19 protein-coding genes are annotated in these 19,948 nt (G+C 40.2%); 8 read left to right on the top strand and 11 right to left on the bottom strand.

Annotation, left to right across the window (positions count from 1 at the left end):
* Positions 1-266: 266 nt before the first annotated feature.
* Positions 267-1,775, bottom strand: a complete 1,509-nt coding sequence (gene gltX, locus R2Q80_RS08660; protein WP_316799209.1) for a glutamate--tRNA ligase — start codon at positions 1,773-1,775, stop codon at positions 267-269.
* Between the two features lie 224 nt (positions 1,776-1,999).
* Here gltX and R2Q80_RS08655 point away from each other — a divergent pair, with 224 nt between their 5' ends.
* From R2Q80_RS08655 to R2Q80_RS08645, 3 genes are read left to right on the top strand one after another with little or no spacing between them, the layout of a single operon-like run.
* Positions 2,000-3,208 (top strand): HAMP domain-containing sensor histidine kinase, encoded by a 1,209-nt coding sequence (locus R2Q80_RS08655; RefSeq protein WP_316799208.1) that lies wholly within the window; start codon positions 2,000-2,002, stop codon positions 3,206-3,208.
* On the top strand, positions 3,189-3,653 hold the full coding sequence (locus R2Q80_RS08650; protein ID WP_316799207.1) for a DinB family protein: 465 nt from the start codon (positions 3,189-3,191) through the stop codon (positions 3,651-3,653). Before R2Q80_RS08655 ends, R2Q80_RS08650 begins: the two co-directional genes overlap by 20 nt.
* Positions 3,654-3,707: 54 nt before the next feature.
* Complete coding sequence (locus R2Q80_RS08645; RefSeq protein WP_316799289.1) at positions 3,708-4,109, top strand: hotdog fold thioesterase; 402 nt, start codon at positions 3,708-3,710, stop codon at positions 4,107-4,109.
* Between the two features lie 53 nt (positions 4,110-4,162).
* Here R2Q80_RS08645 and R2Q80_RS08640 read toward each other — a convergent pair whose 3' ends face one another.
* On the bottom strand, positions 4,163-4,537 hold the full coding sequence (locus R2Q80_RS08640) for a DUF6249 domain-containing protein (protein WP_316799206.1): 375 nt from the start codon (positions 4,535-4,537) through the stop codon (positions 4,163-4,165).
* Between the two features lie 169 nt (positions 4,538-4,706).
* Here R2Q80_RS08640 and R2Q80_RS08635 point away from each other — a divergent pair, with 169 nt between their 5' ends.
* Positions 4,707-5,285 carry an RNA polymerase sigma factor gene (locus tag R2Q80_RS08635; protein WP_316799205.1) on the top strand — a complete coding sequence of 193 codons (579 nt, stop codon included), beginning with the start codon at positions 4,707-4,709 and terminating at the stop codon, positions 5,283-5,285.
* Positions 5,282-5,758 carry a hypothetical protein gene (locus R2Q80_RS08630; protein WP_316799204.1) on the top strand — a complete coding sequence of 159 codons (477 nt, stop codon included), beginning with the start codon at positions 5,282-5,284 and terminating at the stop codon, positions 5,756-5,758. The genes R2Q80_RS08635 and R2Q80_RS08630 overlap by 4 nt, the downstream gene beginning before the upstream one ends.
* An 84-nt stretch (positions 5,759-5,842) precedes the next feature.
* Here the strand turns inward: R2Q80_RS08630 and R2Q80_RS08625 are convergent, their stop codons facing one another.
* The 5 genes from R2Q80_RS08625 to R2Q80_RS08605 form a co-directional block, all read right to left on the bottom strand.
* On the bottom strand, positions 5,843-6,034 hold the full coding sequence (locus R2Q80_RS08625; RefSeq protein ID WP_010599196.1) for a cold-shock protein: 192 nt from the start codon (positions 6,032-6,034) through the stop codon (positions 5,843-5,845).
* Between the two features lie 103 nt (positions 6,035-6,137).
* The gene (locus R2Q80_RS08620; protein WP_316799203.1) at positions 6,138-7,064 is read right to left on the bottom strand and encodes a hypothetical protein; all 927 of its coding nucleotides are present in this window, start codon (positions 7,062-7,064) and stop codon (positions 6,138-6,140) included.
* 54 nt (positions 7,065-7,118) lie between these two features.
* Entirely contained in the window at positions 7,119-7,985 is an 867-nt protein-coding gene (locus R2Q80_RS08615) for a phosphodiester glycosidase family protein (protein WP_316799202.1), read from the bottom strand.
* A gap of 171 nt (positions 7,986-8,156) precedes the next feature.
* On the bottom strand, positions 8,157-10,670 hold the full coding sequence (locus R2Q80_RS08610) for a zinc-dependent metalloprotease (protein ID WP_316799201.1): 2,514 nt from the start codon (positions 10,668-10,670) through the stop codon (positions 8,157-8,159).
* Positions 10,671-10,761: 91 nt separating this feature from the next.
* Complete coding sequence (locus R2Q80_RS08605; RefSeq protein WP_316799200.1) at positions 10,762-11,877, bottom strand: aspartyl protease family protein; 1,116 nt, start codon at positions 11,875-11,877, stop codon at positions 10,762-10,764.
* Between the two features lie 184 nt (positions 11,878-12,061).
* Here R2Q80_RS08605 and R2Q80_RS08600 point away from each other — a divergent pair, with 184 nt between their 5' ends.
* A complete protein-coding gene (locus R2Q80_RS08600; protein WP_316799199.1) occupies positions 12,062-13,390 on the top strand; it encodes a D-alanyl-D-alanine carboxypeptidase in 1,329 nt (442 codons plus the stop codon).
* 15 nt (positions 13,391-13,405) lie between these two features.
* Positions 13,406-14,467 (top strand): aminotransferase class I/II-fold pyridoxal phosphate-dependent enzyme, encoded by a 1,062-nt coding sequence (locus R2Q80_RS08595; protein WP_316799198.1) that lies wholly within the window; start codon positions 13,406-13,408, stop codon positions 14,465-14,467.
* Positions 14,468-14,479: 12 nt separating this feature from the next.
* Here the strand turns inward: R2Q80_RS08595 and R2Q80_RS08590 are convergent, their stop codons facing one another.
* The 4 genes from R2Q80_RS08590 to R2Q80_RS08575 all read right to left on the bottom strand — a co-directional run bounded on the left by R2Q80_RS08590 (position 14,480) and on the right by R2Q80_RS08575 (position 18,602).
* Entirely contained in the window at positions 14,480-15,157 is a 678-nt protein-coding gene (locus R2Q80_RS08590; RefSeq protein ID WP_316799197.1) for a M15 family metallopeptidase, read from the bottom strand.
* Between the two features lie 91 nt (positions 15,158-15,248).
* The gene (locus R2Q80_RS08585; RefSeq protein WP_316799196.1) at positions 15,249-16,475 is read right to left on the bottom strand and encodes an alanine dehydrogenase; all 1,227 of its coding nucleotides are present in this window, start codon (positions 16,473-16,475) and stop codon (positions 15,249-15,251) included.
* A 65-nt stretch (positions 16,476-16,540) separates the two neighbouring features.
* The gene (gene tsaE, locus R2Q80_RS08580; RefSeq protein WP_316799195.1) at positions 16,541-16,963 is read right to left on the bottom strand and encodes a tRNA (adenosine(37)-N6)-threonylcarbamoyltransferase complex ATPase subunit type 1 TsaE; all 423 of its coding nucleotides are present in this window, start codon (positions 16,961-16,963) and stop codon (positions 16,541-16,543) included.
* An 85-nt stretch (positions 16,964-17,048) separates the two neighbouring features.
* A complete protein-coding gene (locus tag R2Q80_RS08575) occupies positions 17,049-18,602 on the bottom strand; it encodes a PglZ domain-containing protein (RefSeq protein ID WP_316799194.1) in 1,554 nt (517 codons plus the stop codon).
* Positions 18,603-18,711: 109 nt separating this feature from the next.
* Here R2Q80_RS08575 and R2Q80_RS08570 point away from each other — a divergent pair, with 109 nt between their 5' ends.
* The gene (locus tag R2Q80_RS08570) at positions 18,712-19,935 is read left to right on the top strand and encodes an HD domain-containing protein (protein ID WP_316799193.1); all 1,224 of its coding nucleotides are present in this window, start codon (positions 18,712-18,714) and stop codon (positions 19,933-19,935) included.
* Positions 19,936-19,948: the final 13 nt, after the last annotated feature.

Below are 19,948 nucleotides of genomic sequence, written 5' to 3'. Positions count from 1 at the left end.
TTGCATTGGATTCAATGCCCCAGCCCATTGCGAGGAGAAAATGGCGCCTGCGAATCATGTACAACACGTAGTTTGTTCGGGCTTGCTTATCTGCAACACGGGGTTAGACAGAGCGCCCAACATATCAATACTGCGGACTTGATGTGGAGCTTGTGCGCTCCTGACCACAGGGAAGCTATCCGGAGACGGGCATTTGATGCGGTTGAACAATAAGGGAAAGTGTAGCTGGCAATACTAAATATGTATTACCCGCTACATCATATTATTTATGCACTGAAAGCTATCGAAGCTTTTGTGATTCTATCTTTTGTTTCTTCGATGCCCAGTAACACGGCGATATCAAATACTCCAGGTCCGAATTTACCACCCACCAACATGATCCGGAAAGGTAACATCAATTCGCCCGGTTTAAAGCCTTTTTCTTCTGCAAGGGCTTTGAATGCAGCTTCTTCACTCGCCGCATCAGCAAGCGTTAAACGTTCAGCAAAAGCGGTAAAGAAATCAGCCTTTTCCGGCGTCCACTTCGGCTTAACAGCATTGATATCGTATACTGACGGGGTAGCAAAAAAATAGCTGCTTTGTGCAACGAAATCAGGTAACAAAGTACACCTGTCTTTTATCATATCAATTACTGTAAGCAGCAAAGGCTGATTGCTGACTTCTATGCCAGCATTTTTAAGCTCTACAGCGACTTGTGGCGCAATTTTCTCTGCACTTTGTGATTTGATCCATTCGTGATTATACCATTTAGCTTTTTCAAAATCGAATTTTGCCCCCGCTTTACTTATTCTATCTACAGAGAATTTTTCTTCCAGTTCTTTAAGAGTGAAAAGCTCCTGGTCGGTTCCATCGTTCCATCCTAATAATGCCAGCATATTCACGAAAGCTTCCGGCATAAATCCTAACTCTTTAAAGCCTTTTGTTACATCGCCTGTTTTAGGATCTGTCCAGTTCATGGCATAAACCGGAAATCCTAATCGATCACCATCACGTTTGCTTAGTTTTCCATGGCCGTCGGGCTTTAAAATTAAGGGTAAATGTGCCCATTGTGGCATATCAGCCTCCCATCCTAAATATTTCCAAAGTAAAATATGAACCGGCGCTGAAGGCAACCACTCTTCACCACGGAAGGCATGAGAGATTTCCATTGCTTTATCATCGACCACAACTGCCAGGTGATAAGTTGGCATTCCATCGGCTTTTAACAGCACTTTATCATCCACAAGAGAGGTATCAAAACTTACATCACCCCGGATGGCATCGTTGAAATGAACGATTTCATTTTCCGGAACTTTTATTCGGATTACATGAGGTGTTTTTGCTGCAAGCAAATCTTCCACTTCGCTTAATGTTAATGTTAACGAGTTGCGCATTTGCATGCGTGTGGTTTGCCCATACTGAAAATTGGCAACTTCTTTCCGTTTTGCGTCTAATTCTTCCGGGGTATCGAAGGCATAATAAGCATAACCATCATTGATAAGCTGCTCTGCAAATTTGCGATATCCCGGCTTGCGTTCACTCTGGCGATATGGGCCATAAGCACCTGGGTTGGCGGGACTTTCATCGGGTGTAATTCCACACCAGTTTAAGCACGCTGCTATATATTCTTCAGCGCCTTCTACAAAGCGTGTTTGATCGGTATCTTCCACCCGGAGTACGAATGTTCCGTTATTCTTTTTGGCAAACAGGTAATTAAATAATGCCGTACGTACGCCACCTAAATGCAGCCCACCTGTTGGACTTGGGGCAAATCTTACTCTAACTTTTTTATCCATAGTTGGTTGTTTGCGCGCTAAGCGTTTGACGTTTGGCGTATTGAGCGCTCAACGCCCTGCACAAAACGCAAGACGTGGCAAAGATAAGTTTTTCATCTGTTTTATACCCTTTTCATCTGTGATGAAGCCCGGAAGTTATTAAAAAGTTTGCTTCAGGCATTTTGAAAAAGGGTAATGGAATTATGTTTTTTTCGTTTTGTTATTGTAATTTGGCTACCCAAAGCATGAATCCATATCAAAAGAAACGCCGTTGGAAGTTTTTCCTTCTCATTTTTGCCATCTTAATCGGCATTGCCTCAGTATTTTATACGGATTCATTTGTAAAGAAGATGGAGCGTGAGGAGGCCATTCAGTTTCAGCTATGGGTTAGGATACAAGAGCGCTCCATGTTTTTAATGGACAATGATAACTTTACTTCGATTGTGGAGACGGTAAGGGCGAATACGAAGGTTTCGGCCATTATGGTGGATTCTACTGGCGTGATTACTTCGTTTTTCGGGCTTGACACAACGAAGACGAACTATATTACTGCCGATGCAAAATTAACTTATGACAGCCTTTACTTCGTGAGGCAGCTAAAGGTTATGAAATCGCAACATAAACCACTCGAAATGAACATTCTGGGTACTAAGTACAAAGCTTACTACAAGGATTCATTCATACTTACGCAGCTGCGTTATTTTCCCTATATTCAGATGGCTGTGATCTTTTTATTCCTGTTAACGGCTTATGCGGCATTTAGTTCTGCGAGAAGGGATGAGCAGGATCATGTATGGGTTGGGTTGGCGAAAGAAACAGCACATCAGCTTGGCACACCGATATCATCTTTAATGGCCTGGACAGAGCTCATGAAATCAAAGTTTGATGCTGAAGATGATCCCTTGATTGCGGAAATGGAGAACGACATTAAAAGGCTGGAAATCATTACCGACCGTTTTTCAAAAATCGGATCAAAACCTATACTGGAAGATCATACCGTTTATATTGTGATCAGTGATTTTATCAGATATTTTAAAGTCAGGACTTCGGACAAGGTTAAGTTTTTTATTACTGGCGATGAGCAGGTACGTGCGATGCTCAACATTCCACTTTTCGACTGGGTTATTGAAAATCTACTTAAAAATGCTGCAAATGCAATTGAAAACGAGGGATCGATTTCTATTAATATCATTGAGAACCTGGCAAAGGAGCAGGTTTTTATTGATGTTACCGACACGGGAAAAGGAATTCCCAGATCGAAATTTGACGCAGTATTTCAACCGGGCTATACCACAAGAAAACGCGGTTGGGGCCTGGGATTATCGCTTACCAAGCGTATAGTTGAAAATTATCACAGCGGAGAGATTTTTGTAAAAGACTCGGAGCTTGGTAAGGGTACTACATTCAGAATAATTTTAAAAAGCAGTTTGAGATATGAACCGACCACAGCCTAATGAATATCCGATCTGGGGTGAAACCTACATCAGCAAATTTGACCGAGAGATATTTGAAATTTTAACTGAGCAAACAGAAACACTTCCTGAATTATTCAAGCGGAATGCTGATAAAGCTGACTATGCTTATGCGGAGGGAAAATGGACTTTGAAGGAGATGCTTGGTCATATTATTGATACTGAGCGAGTTTTTGCCTATCGGATTACCTGCTTTGCAAGAAATGAAGCACAGCCTTTGCCTGGTTTTGATGAAGACGCCTATGTTTTAAATGCCCGGTTTGCGACGCGTGAGCTGGAAGATTTGATTGAGGAATTCTCAAGCCTACGTAAGGCCAACTTATTTTTGTTCCGCTCGCTGAACGATGATGAGTTAAATAGAAAGGGGATGCTTCGGGAAGGGAAATTAATGTCAAATCGATTTTATTCATCGCTGCCGGACATGTGATTCATCATGTTGGTGTTTTAAAAGATCGTTATGATGTGATTTAAAGATTTCACAATAGAAGAGTTAAATAGCCGCCCAAAAAACCACATTGGCGGACTGCTTGGTATTCAGTTTACTGAAATCGGCGACAACTATATTTTAGGTATTATGCCTGTTGATGAGCGTACACATCAACCTGCCGGCATTTTGCATGGCGGAGCTTCAGTGGTATTGGCCGAAACGCTGGGTAGTATTGGTTCTTATATGTGTATCGATCCCGAAAAACATGTGGCCGTTGGACTGGAAGTAAATGCCAATCATTTAAGGCCTGTGAAGAGTGGCTTTGTAAAAGGCATTTGCACGATTGTACACCGGGGCGCAAAAACGCACATCTGGGACATCAAAATTTATGATGAGCGGGGCAAAATGAGCTGCATCAGCCGGTTAACTGTCGCCATTATAAACAAACCTCAATAGGGATGTACAGCAGGAGTAATAAGCCGGATTTTTGAGAACCCGGCTTATTACATCTATACTTTGGCGGTATTTGACTGGCTATCCAACCATTTCTTCTCGATCAGATAGGATACAATTAAACCGATTCCTCCAAAAACACCCAGGCATCCGAAATAAATTGCTACTGACTGTGATTCTTCCTGGTGCGTCAAATCGCTGCCGTATATCCCCCTAACGGTAAACAATGCTACCAATAAGCCTAAGCCAAGGCCCACGAGTAAGAGACCGAATTTCAAGCTGACAAAGGGCTTCGGCGTTGCTTTGTGAATACCCGGATCTATGCCACGCTCAATCATGGCCATTTTTTCTTTATTTGATAGATAACGAATTCCGAATACCATCGCGAATGCGCCTAAGAAAAGTGAAATTGGAACTAATATACCTTCCATAACTATAATCTTTAATTGTTAATATTTAAATTTTTACCTGAACCGTGTTCTGTGTATTATGACGACACGTTTTTTGATCAGGTTACACTTAAAGTAAAATTTCAATGGCGTAATGATTATCTTCATTTACTGTAACCTGATCATCATTGATGTTGTCTAACAGCTGAAGATGGAGCAAACTACAGATTTAGCGATAATACAGCAGGTATTGAGTGGTGATTCTACTTCATATGCCATGCTTGTTAAGCGACATCAAAGGTTTGTATTTACGCTTGCTTTAAGGTTTAGTAAAAACCGGGAAGATGCCGAAGAAATTGCTCAGGATTGCTTTGTAAAGGCTTACAAAGCGCTTGGTACATTTAAGCAATCTTCCAAATTCAGTACCTGGCTTTATACTATTACCTATACTACTGCAATGACTTTTTTGCGTAAAAAGCGGGTAGCAACTTCATCAATTAATGATGAAGAAACAGCTTTCCAGCTTGAGAATCATATATCGGCTTTTCATGCAAATCAATACGAAAGGCAGGATAGCCATAAGTTTTTGAATCAAGCCATAGGACAATTGCAACCCGATGATGCTGCCATCATCACCCTATTTTATCAGGGCGAGCAAAGTTTGGAGGAGATTGGAGTAAGTTTACACATGGAGCCGAATACGGTTAAAGTAAAATTACACCGGGCACGCCAGCGACTCAAAGATAAATTACAATATTTGTTAAAAGATGAAGTAAAGGAGTTATTATGAATACACCAGAAGAACAGCTTTGGGATTACATTGACGGGAACCTTGATGAGGCTCAGGCAAGCATTATAGAAAATCAGATTCATTCGAACCCGGAGTTAAAAGAGCAATACGAGCAGTTGTTAAGTTTAAATTTAACGCTGAGCGCCTTATCTCAGGATGAACCCTCTTTGTCTTTCACGAGGAATGTTATGGAAAGCATTGCTCATGAACCACAGCCAGTCGCTCTAACTACTAAGGTTAATAAAAAACTGGTGTATGGTATAGGTTCGATCCTTGTACTTCCCCTTTTGTCTATGTTTGCCTATATCCTTTATTATTCAGATTTGAGGATGCCGGATTTCAATTTTAATCTGAACTTTAATGTTAAACAGATATTTACGCCTACCACTTTTAACGTTTTCGTTTTCTCGGACATTGTTATCGGATTAATATTTCTGGATCATTTGCTCAGAAGTAAACCGGCAGGGAAATAGAGGGGGAAATTGCCTGAGATTAAAAAGGGGCAAAAAAAAGGCCCCGATGTGATTCGAAGCCTCATTTGCAAATATGATAGTTAATTAAATTACTTTCACATTAACGGCGTTTAAGCCTTTTTTACCGTTAGCAACTTCGTACTGAACTTTGTCGTTTTCACGGATTTCGTCGATAAGACCTGTTGAATGAACAAAAATTTCGCTATCGCCATTCGCAGGGATAATAAAGCCAAAACCTTTAGTTACATTGAAGAATTTTACTGTGCCTTCTTGCATTGTATTAAATATTAAATTAAGAACGCAAGGTAAGTTTTAATTTTTAAAATCAAAATAAATTTTAACATTATTTTAACGTTAAAATCTTGTAAACATCAGATTATTAAGGCCTTTTAATTGCCTTACCGATTATCGTCAGCGTAATTTCGCTATTGTGCGGGATTCCAAGAGTTGTGCCTGGAGCAACATCAAACAAATTTCTAAGATAGATATCAGCTATGCCCTGCGCTACCTTCTTTTTGGCTTCCGCATTTTCGGGAAGTACATTGTAAATTGTTTTTACATGAATTCCGCCCTGAAAATCGACCACTGCGGCTACCTGATAGGCAAAATCCTTATATGCTCTATCTATCCGAATGATGTATTGCGGAAACATATAGTCGTAGGCTTCAGTTCTATTGTTAGCACGGTCGACCGTGCTAATTTTTTCAACCTTAGCGATTTTACTTTTCGAAATAAACTGAACAGGGTCTGTTGCAGCAAAGGCGCTGTCACTATTATTATTCACCGTGGCACAGCGCCTCTCAATATAAGCCGTATCTGACTTCGTGGGTTTTTGTAATTCTTCAGCTTTTGCATTTAACTTCTTTATATAATCATTGGCATAAAAAGTCATATTCACATCAGACCTGACATCTGACGCGATTACCTTGCCATCAACCTGAATACGCTGAAAAACCAAACTGTCTTTACTGATGTGTTTTACTTTAAAAAACTCAGCGGCAAAATTGTAGACGTTGCCATGATCATATTGCAGATAGAAATTTTGCATCCGGTGTTTTTGCGGGCTCCATGCCGACATTGTATCTTCTGCCACAACCTCAATGATCCATGAGGGCTTTTGCATAAAGCCCTGGTTATTGAAGGAGTAGCCATCTTTAAACCTCCGTTTAACTTCTGTATACCTGATCCCTTTTACAGGCTCGAAAGTAAAATCTCTTAAGGAGGGGTTGCTTGTCTTGGATCCACGATTGCAGGCCGCCAGGATCAGTACAAAAAAAAGCAGGTAGAATATGTTTTTAAGCATCATAGAAAATATTGGCTAAAATAATCAAATTACCATCAGAATCCCTGGAATCTCTTTTTACCTTTTCTTGATGAGAATAACATTGGCCACTTTGCGCTCGCCCTGATGGTCCCACTTTTTATTATCTGTGGGATAATTCACCACCCCATTGTCAGGAAAACCATTCACCCAAAGGGTAGTAGAACCTCCGCCGTCGAAATTAATGGCGCTTTCACAGCCAAGCCAATGCATGAGTCTGGTCAGTTCAAACAGACTCATTCCAGCAGAAAGATCATTACGGCCATCTACTGTAAGCAAAATGATTTTGCCGTTATGCTTTATTCCCAAACAGGTGCGTGGATGCCGAAGTCGATTAAAAGCGGTTGTATCAAGACTTTGATCCTCGTTATTAATAGTTAGTAGCGGTCCGTTTAACAAAACATCAGCAGCTACTATCTTATTTTCCCAATCTGGAGTACCATCCCATTTGGCGATTTCTATTTTCCCTTTTTTAATAATTACTGCTGCCTGCTGATGACGGGCTCTAACACCGTTTTTATCGAACTGATTAATATTCACGATCTTCCCGTTTACTTTTACAAAATCTACAGAACCTCCATTTTTTACATCAAAGAAATTACCATTTACAGCAGCTAAAGCCGTATCGCGTTTCCCGAAATTGCTGGTGGTGACCAGCACTTTTTCTTCGGCCGCAAGGGCAAAGAAGATCTTCTTTCCTGTGTTTTTGACTTCTAAAAAAGAAACGTTCTGGTTGGCTCCAAACAGATTGCCCTGTTGAAAATGGTGCTGATACAAAGCTATTTGCCTTGCAATTTTAGTTTTCTGCCATTTCGTTTTAGCTACAATAATGGAGTCTGATTGCTGTGCAAAAGCCTTAAATCCACAAAGGGATATCAAAATAAGAAGTTGAATTTTTTTCAGCATGGTTACCTGTTTTGGATAAAATTAAGAAACACATTAAAACTCTGTGTAACCTTTCAGAAATTATACATTATGGATTTGAGAAAAAAAGGGAGCAGTTAACTGAATAACTGCTCCCTTCTAATCATTGAGTGAGTGCATGAGGGAATGACTGAATTACCCTATCACCTGGTTTTATTTCTTTGGATCTAAAATATCTTTGATCCGGATACTTAAATCGTCGTAATGTGCTTTTGTAATGGTATCACCGGCTGCAGACCTTGCTTTGGTTGTTGCTAAAAGACTTTTCAATTCTGCACGTACCAGTGGACGAATATCAGATAGGCCAACATTAATTGGTGTTAACCCGTAACTTGCTGCAGATTCAACAGGGAATCCTGCCGGAAGATCATTTTCTTTGGTCATCAAGTCTGATAAGCGGTCTACGTAAGCGCGCTGCAGGTTGCGTTTGAAGGCATCTGCCCGTCCAGCTGCAAAAACTGATGATTTGAGGTCAGTAAATAACTCCGGTAATGTATAGGCTTTCACAGCACCATTTTTCACTTCATTATCTAACAAGCGGGCAATGCGCGATGGAGATAGTAAGTTATTTAAGGTATTTGCCTGAACGGCTTTGATTCTGTTTAGCAACACGCCATTATCGAACTTACTTAACTGCTCATTGCTGATTAGCCAAAGAGGCGTTGTAAATAATTGTTGATTAAAGAACGTTATGGCTTCTTTTTGTTTGGCCTTTGGCAAGTAAGCATACACCGGACCTGACTGTTCATAAGTTTTGAAATTCTCGCTCAAGCCACCAACATTGGTTGCCACGTGCCCCATGTAGCGGTTGAACTGACCAACGATCTCGCCATAGATTTCTTTTAAATCGCTATAGTCTTTACCTTTCTGGTAGGTCCATTTTTCTACATTTGGTAAAATGCGTTTTAAGTTAGCAACACCATATGTACTGGCTTTCATTGCATTATCACCCAAGTCTTCACTTTGTAACCGTGGGTCAAGACTTGTTCCCTGGCGTCCATAGAAATAAAGTGGATTACCGGCATTTTTAAGTGTCCACTGATCGAGAACGTCTTTTTCCTGCTCTGCAGTTTTACCTCCCGGAATCCATGAGTATCCCCATTTGATTGACCATTTATCATATTCTCCGATTTGGGGATGTAGTTTGGTTACACCATCACCTGGCTGAGCGATATAATTGAAACGCGCATAATCCATGATGGATGGTGCAGTTCCGTGTTTATCAGTAAAAGCTTTTGAGCGTAAAGAATCAACGGGATAGGCATAGCTTGAGCCAAAGTTATGTGGCAAGCCCAGTGTATGGCCAATTTCGTGTGAGGATACAAAGCGGATCAGTTCACCCATTTGCTCATCAGAAAACTGTGCTTTACGTACGGCGGGGTTGATTGCAGCCGTTTGTACAAAGTACCAGTTGCGAAGCAGGTTCATTACGTTGTGGTACCAACCGATATGCGTTTCTAAAATCTGTCCTGTACGTGGATCACTAATGTGAGGCCCATAGGCATTTGCGATGTCTGATGCGAAGTAGCGTACAACCGAATAGCGGGAATCCTCTACACTAAACTGAGGATCTTCCTGAGGTGTAGGAGCCTGTTTTCCTATAATGGCATTTTTAAATCCGGCTGCTTCAAATGCAACCTGCCAATCGTTGATACCCTGGATCAGGAATGGCACCCATTTTTTTGGTGTTGCGGGATCTATATAAATGATGATTGGTTTTACGGGTTCAACCAATTCGCCCCGTTTGTATGCAGCGGTATCTTTAGGCACCAGATTCCATCTATGTATGTAAGCAGTTCTTTCGGCTTTTTGAGCATTTGTTCCGTAGTCAATTTGTGACTGGCCGAAGAAACCGACACGACTATCCATAATTCTTGCCTTTACCGGTGTTTTTGGCAGTAACAACATGGATGTATTAAATTCAAAAGTTATTGCAGCATTGCTGTTATCGGTTGGAGATTCTGCTGCACGATAAGTTTTAGCTGTTTTAACTTCGAGATTGATCGGGAAAGTTTTTACCGTATCTATGTAAGACCGTGTCGGATCGTAGGCGGTTACTTTATAGGTTTTACGAATCTGATCAGTTGCCCCGATAGCCATTACATCGCCATTGTAAAAATCTGTGACATCAATTACTACACCTGTAGTGTCTTTATTATAGGCTTTAATTTCGAAGCTTGCCAGGATTTGAGCCAGGTTGGAGTTCTGAACAGATTCGTACATATCGCTATTGGGATCAGCTTTTGTTGAATAGCTTGGAACACGGATATAAACCTGTTTACCTCTACGTTCCCATTTCCATACCTGCTCATTAATTTCTTCACCGCCATATTGCTGGTTGCCCACTTTAACATTTGCCGGTACTTTGGCTAAGCGCGTAACTACCAACATTTCGCGGTTAATCATTGAATCTGGTATTTCGAAGTACCATTTATCGTCAACTTTATGCGTTTTAAAAAGGCCGTTTGTTGTTCGGGCTTTTGCGGTTACCACTTCTGAAAAAGGCTTAATACCCTCCTTTTTAGGCGCTGCTGTTGTAGCCGCTGGAGTGGCAGTGGTATTTCCTTTAGATGTTTTTGATTTTTTTTGAGCATATACCGAATCTGATCCGGCAACACCAAGTGCTACAATACCGGCCAAGGCAAGTACTTTAAAGTTTCTCTTCATGAATAATTAAAAATTTGTTTGCTTGGTAATAAGAAGCTAAAGTTAGGGGGTTGTTACAGGTTAAATGATGTTGTAACTATAAAATTACTCCCTAAATCCGTTTTTCGAGGGTTACGATTTTAAAAAAGACTTTATCTGCCCTAACGATTTCAAATACAATGCTTCGGTCTGATTTTGATTTAAAAAGCTCAGAGAGATCGTTGAGTGTGTAGAATTCGACTGGTTTGAAATTGACACCAATAATTTCGCCATCCGGACATAAACCAGCTTTTTCCGCAGGCGAGTTTTCGTCTATTTCGGCAATGATAATCCTCTTAAAACCCGCCTGATCAATATAAACTGTTAATCCTGTCATATCGTGCTCGAAGGGTTGCCTGTAATACTGATTGGGTTTGAGGTACATGAACCCTTCAAGATAGTTGAGCTGCATATCAAACTTTTTCAGCATCTCAGCGCCAATATTTCCATTTCGAAATTTGAGATCAATTTTTCCGGAAATGGTTTCAAAATCAGGAAAGCCGGATAGTACATTTTTAAATGAAAAATGGCCAAGGTTAATTTTGGCTATTCTACCCAGATGGCCTTTAATTTTCCCACTTAAACTCATTCCCAAGCTCGCAGATATTGTTTTTTCGGGTAACGGAAAGGATTTTCCATTGAGCATTTCCATTGATAATGCATGACTGGCACCGGTATCCATTAAAAATTTAGATTTAACCTTAACTCCGCCGGGGAGTTCAACCTGTGCATATACATAAGGTTTAAGCTTGTCTATCTCGATGGGAATTTTGCTGCCCCGGTACCGCATTTTTGCATGTTTGGAAGAGAAGATTATTCTGTTGGCGCTATATCGGATATCTACCATAAAACTATTGAAAAAATAATACCCGATGAGGCCGTAGATTTTTGTTCCTAAATATCCCGATAGATTAAACAAATCCTCTTTAAGAATTGCAGTGGGGATATTTTCAATTTTTGCGCTACCGATTTGAGCGGTAACGTTTTGAGAGACATATGCCTGGACAGACTCAACTCCAAGTCCTGATATGTTTATCTTACGGAGTAAACTGAAGTCAAGTGCGTCGATCACTGAAGGATCTGTTATAATCATTGGTCCAACGCCTGTGTCCAGGACGAAATCAAAGGGTCCTTTACCATTGATCATCACCGGAATAATGACCAGGTTTTTAATATTTTTAAACCCCAAAGATTGCTTATTGCGATTGCCGGTGAATAAGAATTCCTGTGATCTGACGGCTATAAAACAAAGTAATAATCCACAGCAAAATATGATTTCGCGTAAACAGATTATTACAACTGGCTTATACCTGGTTAACATTGAATTAAATTTAATAAATTAGTTGCTAATTCTTATCAACTAATTGCATGTCATGTTCCGATTAAAAAGCTGCTGTATCCTATTGATTTCCTCTATTTTTTTAACATCAGTCCTAGCGGGCTGTTCGGCAGACAAAACTATATCCAGAAAGGTATCCAAAGCTTTTAAAAACTCAGCAGTAATAAAGCAGTATCAGGTTGGTTTTGCCTTATATAACATGGAGAACAGAAAAATGATCTTTCAAAAAGATGCTGATAAATACTTTACGCCTGCATCAAATACGAAGCTTTACACTTTTTTTGCCAGCCTAAAAATGATTGCGGAGCAAATGCCTGCACTAAAATATATCGAAAAGAATGACTCCTTGATATTCTGGGGAACGGGGGATCCTTCGTTTTTACAATTCGCGGTTAAGGACCAATCGGCTTATCATTTTTTAAAAGCATCAGACAAAAAGCTTTTTTTTGCACCGGGTCGTTATTCCGGTACTTTCTTTGGAGATGGCTGGAGCTGGGATGATTACGATTATTACTATCAGCCTGAGATTACAGAAATGCCTATCATGGACAACATGGTCACGTCCACTTACTTATCGGCTAAAAAAATGAATATTGAGCCAAAGGTTTTTGCCCCCTGCTTCGAAGTGGATTCCAGCAAAACCACCGGAGTTTTTCAAGTGACCAGAGATTTTCTCACTAATCATTTTAAGTATCCTAATGTTGACATTAAGGCAGGTTACAATCAGCAAAACCCTTATAAAACCAGTATACAAACTACCGTTGAAGTACTTTCAGATACTTTGCATAAGCCTGTGGGTATTATTAAGATGAAAATTCCATCTTATGCAAAAACATTGCCGGGTGCAAAAAGGGATTCAGTGTTGAAACACATGATGCTACCTAGTGACAATTTTATTGCGGAGCACCTGCTTCTGGTGTGTTCAAATCAAATCGGGGACACACTGAGTACCACCAAGGCTATAGCGCACATCAATAAGACTTACTTGTCATTTTTACCTGATCCGGTGAAGTGGGCAGATGGTTCTGGCTTGTCGAGGCAAAACCTGTTTACACCAAGAGATAATGTTTATTTACTGGATTCTATCTATCATCTGGTGAATAACCAGGAAAAGTTATTTGATATGCTGCCTGCCGGAGGTAAGAGCGGCACCTTAAAAAATGCCTATCCGAAAACGGATAAGCCTTTTATATATGGAAAAACAGGATCACTGGGAGGTGTGCACAATCAAAGCGGATATGTGCTCACTAAAAAGGGAAAAACTTATATCTATTCATTTATGAATAATAATTTTGTTAAGCCAACATCGGAAGTGCGTGCTGAGATGGTTCGGATCATGACCTATATCCATGACAATTTTTAGCAAAACCCAAAGTAAATGAGTTACGATTTTACCTCTATTAATCAGCCTTTTTCAAACCAGATTAAATTGGATGGTAAAACCTATTTATATTTTGGAGGCACAGCCTATCTTGGTTTGCCTAACAACGGGGATTTTATAGAATTGTACATTGAGGGTGTTAAACGTTATGGATTAAATAACGGGACCAGCCGAACAAACAATATCCAGCTGGGGATTTACGATGAAGCGGAGCAAGTTGCGGCCAACAGGTTTGGCAGCGAAGATGCGTTAATCATTTCAAGCGGTTATCTGGCTGCACAGCTGGCTATACAAGGGCTGAGCTCATTTGGAAAAGTCAGGTATTCGCCAGCAGCACATCCTGCACTCTGGTTATATACAGAACCGGAATTTAGTGGAACAACATTCGCAGACTGGAAGAATGAAACTGTTGAACTCATTAACCATTCGGAGGAAAGTACCTGGGTTTTGATCAGCAATTCTATGAATAACCTTTTTCCCGAGATATTCAATTTTGATTTCCTATCGCTCATTGATGTGAAGAAGAAAGTGATTATGATTATTGATGATTCTCATGGAATAGGCGTTAATAACAATGGTTTGGGTGCAATTAGCCAAATTCCGAAAAGACCAAATACAGAGGTTGTGGTGGTAGCATCAATGGCAAAGGCACTGGGCGTTGACGCCGGAGTGATTTTAGGAAGTAAATCGATAATCAGCCAGTTGAAGTCGAGCCCTGTTTTTTCGGGTGCTTCTCCTTCTGCCGCAGCGGGCTTGTATGCATTTGTTCATGCACAGGATATCTATAATAGCGCCCTTGAGCAATTACAATTGAACATCTCCTACCTAAGCCGGCAAATGAAGGAAGATTGGAACCATGCACAAGGCTTCCCTGTGTTTCTGGCAAACTCTGAGGCTATTGGAAAGAATTTAATGGAAGAAAAGATTTTGATTTCTTCCTTTGCTTATCCATACAATAACAGTCCATCTATAAACCGGATTGTTTTAAGCAGCTGGCATACAACTGATGATATCGACCAATTAATGGGGGCATTATCTACAATCGCCGGGAAATATTAACTGGTATAGTGCTTAAAGTTTTTCAAAAGGAATGTCCATGAGCTGGTAACCCTGCCAGCCTGAGTAATCATAATGCCACCACTCATTTTCCAAAACATTCATTTTGTGTTTTTTCATCACATTGATTAAAAACTGCCGGTTTTTTCTAACCTCATTGCTTACGGGCTCATAATTTGCCGCAGCGGCAGGTAAAAAACTATCATAGGGAGTTGCCATGGTGATATCTTTGCCTGTTTTCAAGTTTACAATGGTAAGATCTACGGCACATCCTCTGTTGTGTTTCGAGCCTTTAGCCGGGTTGGCAACGAAATTCTTATCACTTGCTTTTTGATAGAAGGCAACAGTTATGGCATAAGGCCGGTAACCATCGAAGATCTTCAGTCCGAAACCCTTTAGTTTTAATTCTTTCTGGATTTTCTTCAGTGCCTCAACCACTGGTTTCCTTGCAAAAGCCCTTGCCTGCTTATACATCACCTGTTTCATAAAATTGTTTCTGGTGGCGTATCGAATATCCAGCCTGACGTCTGGAATGGCTTTTTTTATTTCTATTAACTCATTATCCGGATTAGCTTTTACAGAAGCCCGGTACTGGGTATAAGAATTAATTACAACTGGTTTTTGTATTGGTTTTGTCTGGGCAAGTGCAAAGACATACAAAGACAGGAAGAAGAGAAAGGTTCTGATTTTCATTACTATGCAGCTTTACATACTTAGTTGCGCGAAAAGCGGCGAACTTTTATACAGTTTGAATTATATACTCCTTCACTCACAATGAGGAGACTTACTGATTTGAAAACACCAGTAACTCTAAGTTTTTGAATGGCAGGTTAAACATATCTGCCAGGTCTTTATTGGTACAGTTGCCCTGATAAATATATAAGGCTTCTCTTATTCCGGGATTATTCCACACCATATTGACGAGTCCACCGTATTCACCAATATCTAACAAGATGGGTGCAAAGATGTTGGTTAAGGCGTAAGAAGCTGTTCTTGGTACCCTTGAAGCGATATTCGGCACGCAATAGTGAATGACATCGTATTTTCTGAACACAGGATTGGTATGGTTGGTTACTTCAGAAGTTTCGAAACAGCCTCCCTGGTCGATGCTGACGTCGATGACTACGGAGTGTGGCTTCATTCTGGCAACTGTTTCTTCCATGACTACACAAGGACTTCTGCCATGACTGGCCCTGATGGCTCCAATTACAACATCGCAAGTTACAATGGCTTTATTTAGCACGATAGGTTGCATTACAGAGGTGAAAACGCGGCTACCTAAATTATTCTGTAACCGGCGTAAGCGGTATATAGAACTATCGAAAACTTTTACTTCAGCACCGAGGGCCAGGGCCGTCCTTGCTGCATACTCCCCTACAGTTCCTGCGCCTAAAATCACAATTTCAGTTGGTGGCACACCAGTAAAGCCTCCGAGCATGAGGCCTTTACCTCCTGTCACGTTACTCAGATATTCTGCTGCGATAAGAATTGAGGTTGAGCCCACAATTTCACTCATCGCCCTGACTACACTTAGCACATTTCCTTCATCACGCAGGTTTTCGAAACATAGTGCATTGATTTTCTTGTGCATTAATGATTTGAGGTATTCCTGTTTAAGTGTTCCGGTTTGCAGCGACGAAATGAGGGTTTGCCCTTTATGCATCATTTCAATTTCATCCAATGTTGGCGGAGCAATTTTCACAAGAATATCTGACTCAAAAACTTCTTTTTTGTCGTAGGTAATTTTTGCACCCTGTTCTGCATACTCTGCATCAGAGAAATTTGCCGCCGTACCAGCACCGCTTTCCAGCAGAACATGGTGTCCATTGTTAACCAGTAGTGCTACAGAGAGGGGTGTTAAAGCGATTCTGTTCTCCTGGAAAGAAATTTCTTTGGGTATTCCAATGTTTAAATTGTTTTTCCTGTTTCTGGTTTCGAGTGTTGCTTCCTGTGTTTGCAATAAGCCCTGACGGGCAATATCAGCCATTCCTTCGCGTAATCCTGTAGCCATGCTGCTTAAAAATGTGTTAGTTTTAGGTTGTTCAAGATAAGCAAATTCTGTTAATTAATTGAGAATTAAATGTTATGCCTTAAGAAGTTGAACAATCTTTTGTTATCATCAAGAATGTTGATTTTAACTTTTACGAAATGATCGGGTAATAATTCAGCTACTTTTTCCGGCCATTCAATTAAACATATTCCATCGCCATAGAAGTATTCTTCGTAACCCAAATCAAAAGCCTCCTGAATGTGCTTTATTCTATAGAAATCGAAATGGTAAACCGAACCTTTTTCACCCACATACTCATTCACAATAGAATATGTAGGGCTTGATACCACATCCTGTACCCCCAGCATTCTACAGAATTCCTTTATGAAAGTGGTTTTGCCGGCGCCCATATCGCCTTCGAAAATGAAAATTTTTTCGTTACCGGCGAAAGCAACGAGCTGCCGGGCAACAAGAGGCAGATCGGACAAAAGACTGACAGTTATTTCCATTGTTAAAATAATAATGGCAAAAGTAATACATAATTGCATCGCTTTTGCCATATTTTTCGCCTTAGCTATTCATGAATAGCGGTAACTATCTCGGAGAATAGGTTACAACGGGAATAATCATTTCTTCCAGTGAAATTCCGCCGTGCTGAAAAGTTTCGTTATAATAGTTCACAAACTGATTATAATTATTTGGGTATACAAAGTAACTATCCTCCCTGGCAAAAATGTAGCTGCTACTGATGTTTATTTTAGGCAATAATGCATCGTGCGGGTTTTTAATTAAAAACACTTCTTTCGCATTAAAATTAAGGTTTCTACCCTGTTTATATCTCAGGTTTGTATTTGTGGCGCGGTCGCCAATCACCTTTACTGCTTTTTTAACCCTTATGGTTCCGTGATCCGTTGTGATGACTACTTTAACCTGTTTCTGCGAAATTTTCTTTAGCAGATCCCAAAGCGGAGAATGTTCAAACCATGATAGTGTTAAGGAGCGGTAAGCGGCATCATCATTTGCCAGTTCGCGGATCATTTGCATATCTGTACGGGCATGGCTCAGCATGTCGACGAAATTGAAAACGATGGCGTTAAAATCATTTTTTAACAGCTGATGTGTTTGTTCAACCAGTTCCTTTCCTTGTTCAAAAGTTAAAATCTTATTGTAACTGAACTTGCAGTCTTTTCTTAAACTGCGTTTGATGTTATCGGCCAGAAAAGCTTCTTCGTGCATGTTTTTGCCACCTTCATCATCATCATTCTGCCACAATTGAGGAAAGCGTTTTTCCATATCCAAAGGCATCAGACCAGAGAAGATTGAGTTTCGGGCATACTGTGTTGCCGTAGGCAAAATACTTGTATACATGTCTTCCTCTTCAATTCTGAAATATTCAGAAATCAGCGGATTAATTATTTTCCACTGATCATACCGGAGGTTATCGATCAGAATAAAAAATACCGGAGTAGTATCGTTAATATGCGGGAATGCTTTTTTCTTTAGCAGTTCATTGGAAAGTAAGGGTGCGGTGTCTTTATTTTTAATCCAGTCGAGGTAATTCTCTTCTATAAACTTGGAAAACTGCGTGTTTGCCTCCTGTTTTTGCATGGTTAAAATTTCATGCATCTGAGAGTCGTCTAGTTTTTCGAGTTCCAGTTCCCAGAAAACGATTTTTTTGTACATGTCGATCCACTCCTCGTAATTGAGGCGATCACTAAGGGTCATACCCAGTCGGCGAAATTCCTGCTGATAAGCCATAGAAGTTTTTTCACTTACCAGGCGTTTGTTATCAATCAATTTTTTGATGGTTAATAATACCTGTTTTGGATTAACAGGTTTGATGAGATAGTCATCAATTTTACTACCAATAGCATCTTCCATTAAATTTTCTTCTTCACTTTTGGTGATGAGGACAACAGGAACATCGGGATTGAGGTTTTTAATTGCCGATAAGGTTTCAATTCCACTCATGCCCGGCATGTTTTCATCGAGGAAAACTAAATCGAAATGCGCTTTACCAAAAGCTTCGAGGGCATCATTTCCATTTGTGAACGTAGTTACATTGTAACCTTTGTCATTCAATAATAATATATGTGGTTTAAGTAAGTCGATTTCGTCATCGGCCCACAATATCTTTGTTTCTTGCATGTTTTTTATAATAGGTATGAACTACCTTTTAATTTGGGTAGTTAAATCAAACTGTCAATAAAAATAGCAATTTTTGTACCGTATCTATCTATTTAACTATTTTTAACGATTGAATAAGAAGAAAATAATAAATGATCCGGTTTACGGTTTCATTAACATTCCCTCAGCACTAGTGTACGATGTGATTTCGCACCCGTACTTTCAGCGTCTGCGTTACATTAAGCAGCTTGGAATGACGCATCTGGTTTATCCTGGAGCCTTGCACACCCGATTTCATCATGCTTTGGGAGCCATGCACCTAATGAGCCTGGCGATTGAGGTGCTGAGAAGCAAGGGACATCAAATTACAGATGGCGAAGAGGAGGCGGCCACACTGGCTATTTTACTGCACGATATTGGCCACGGTCCTTTTTCTCATGCGCTGGAACATTCTCTGGTTACCGGAATCAGGCACGAAGATATTTCATTGAAGCTAATGCACGATCTGAATGCTCATTTTGATGGAAAGTTAACCCATGCTATCGAAGTATTTAACGGTACCTATCCGAAGAAATTCCTTCATCAGTTGATATCTGGGCAGCTGGATCTGGACCGGATGGACTATTTGAACCGGGACAGCTTTTTTACCGGGGTTAGTGAGGGTGTAATCAGTTTTGACCGCATCATCAAAATGTTTAATGTTTACGATGACAATTTAGTAATCGATGAGAAAGGGATTTATTCGATTGAGAAATTTCTGATTGCCAGACGTTTGATGTACTGGCAGGTTTATCTTCATAAAACGGTAATCTCGGGAGAAATGATCCTGGTAAAGTTATTGGAGCGTGCGAAGGAACTGACGGTGCTGGGAGCAGATTTATTTGCATCCCCATCTTTAAGCTATTTTTTAAAAAACGACATCAACCAGGATAATTTCTTTTTAAACCATCAAAACCTGGAACATTTTACTAATCTTGATGATCAGGATATTTATGCTGCTGTAAAGGTATGGGTGAATCATGCTGACAAAATTCTTGCGACCCTTTGCCAAATGCTTACCTCGAGAAATCTTTATAAGGTAGAAATGGGCAATGAAATGGCAAGTCAAGACCGTGTCGATTTCTTAAAGGATGCTGCTGTTAACATATTAGAAATTAAAGCCGAGGAAGCCCGTTATTTCGTTTTTACCAATGCGATACAAAACAGGGCATATAATGCCGGCGTAGGAAACATTAAGATTTTAATGAAAAATAATGACATTGTTGATATTGCAAAGGCATCGGACTTATCCAATCTGGAATCACTTCAAAAAACGGTTGAGAAGTACATTCTGTGCTACCCGAGGGGGATTTAAACAATTTTAACAA

This window comes from Pedobacter frigidisoli (assembly GCF_032678525.1).
Classification (GTDB): Bacteria; Bacteroidota; Bacteroidia; order Sphingobacteriales; family Sphingobacteriaceae; genus Pedobacter; species Pedobacter frigidisoli_A.
Note: the sequence above shows the minus strand (reverse complement) of the source record. Positions and strands in the feature narration are given on the sequence as shown.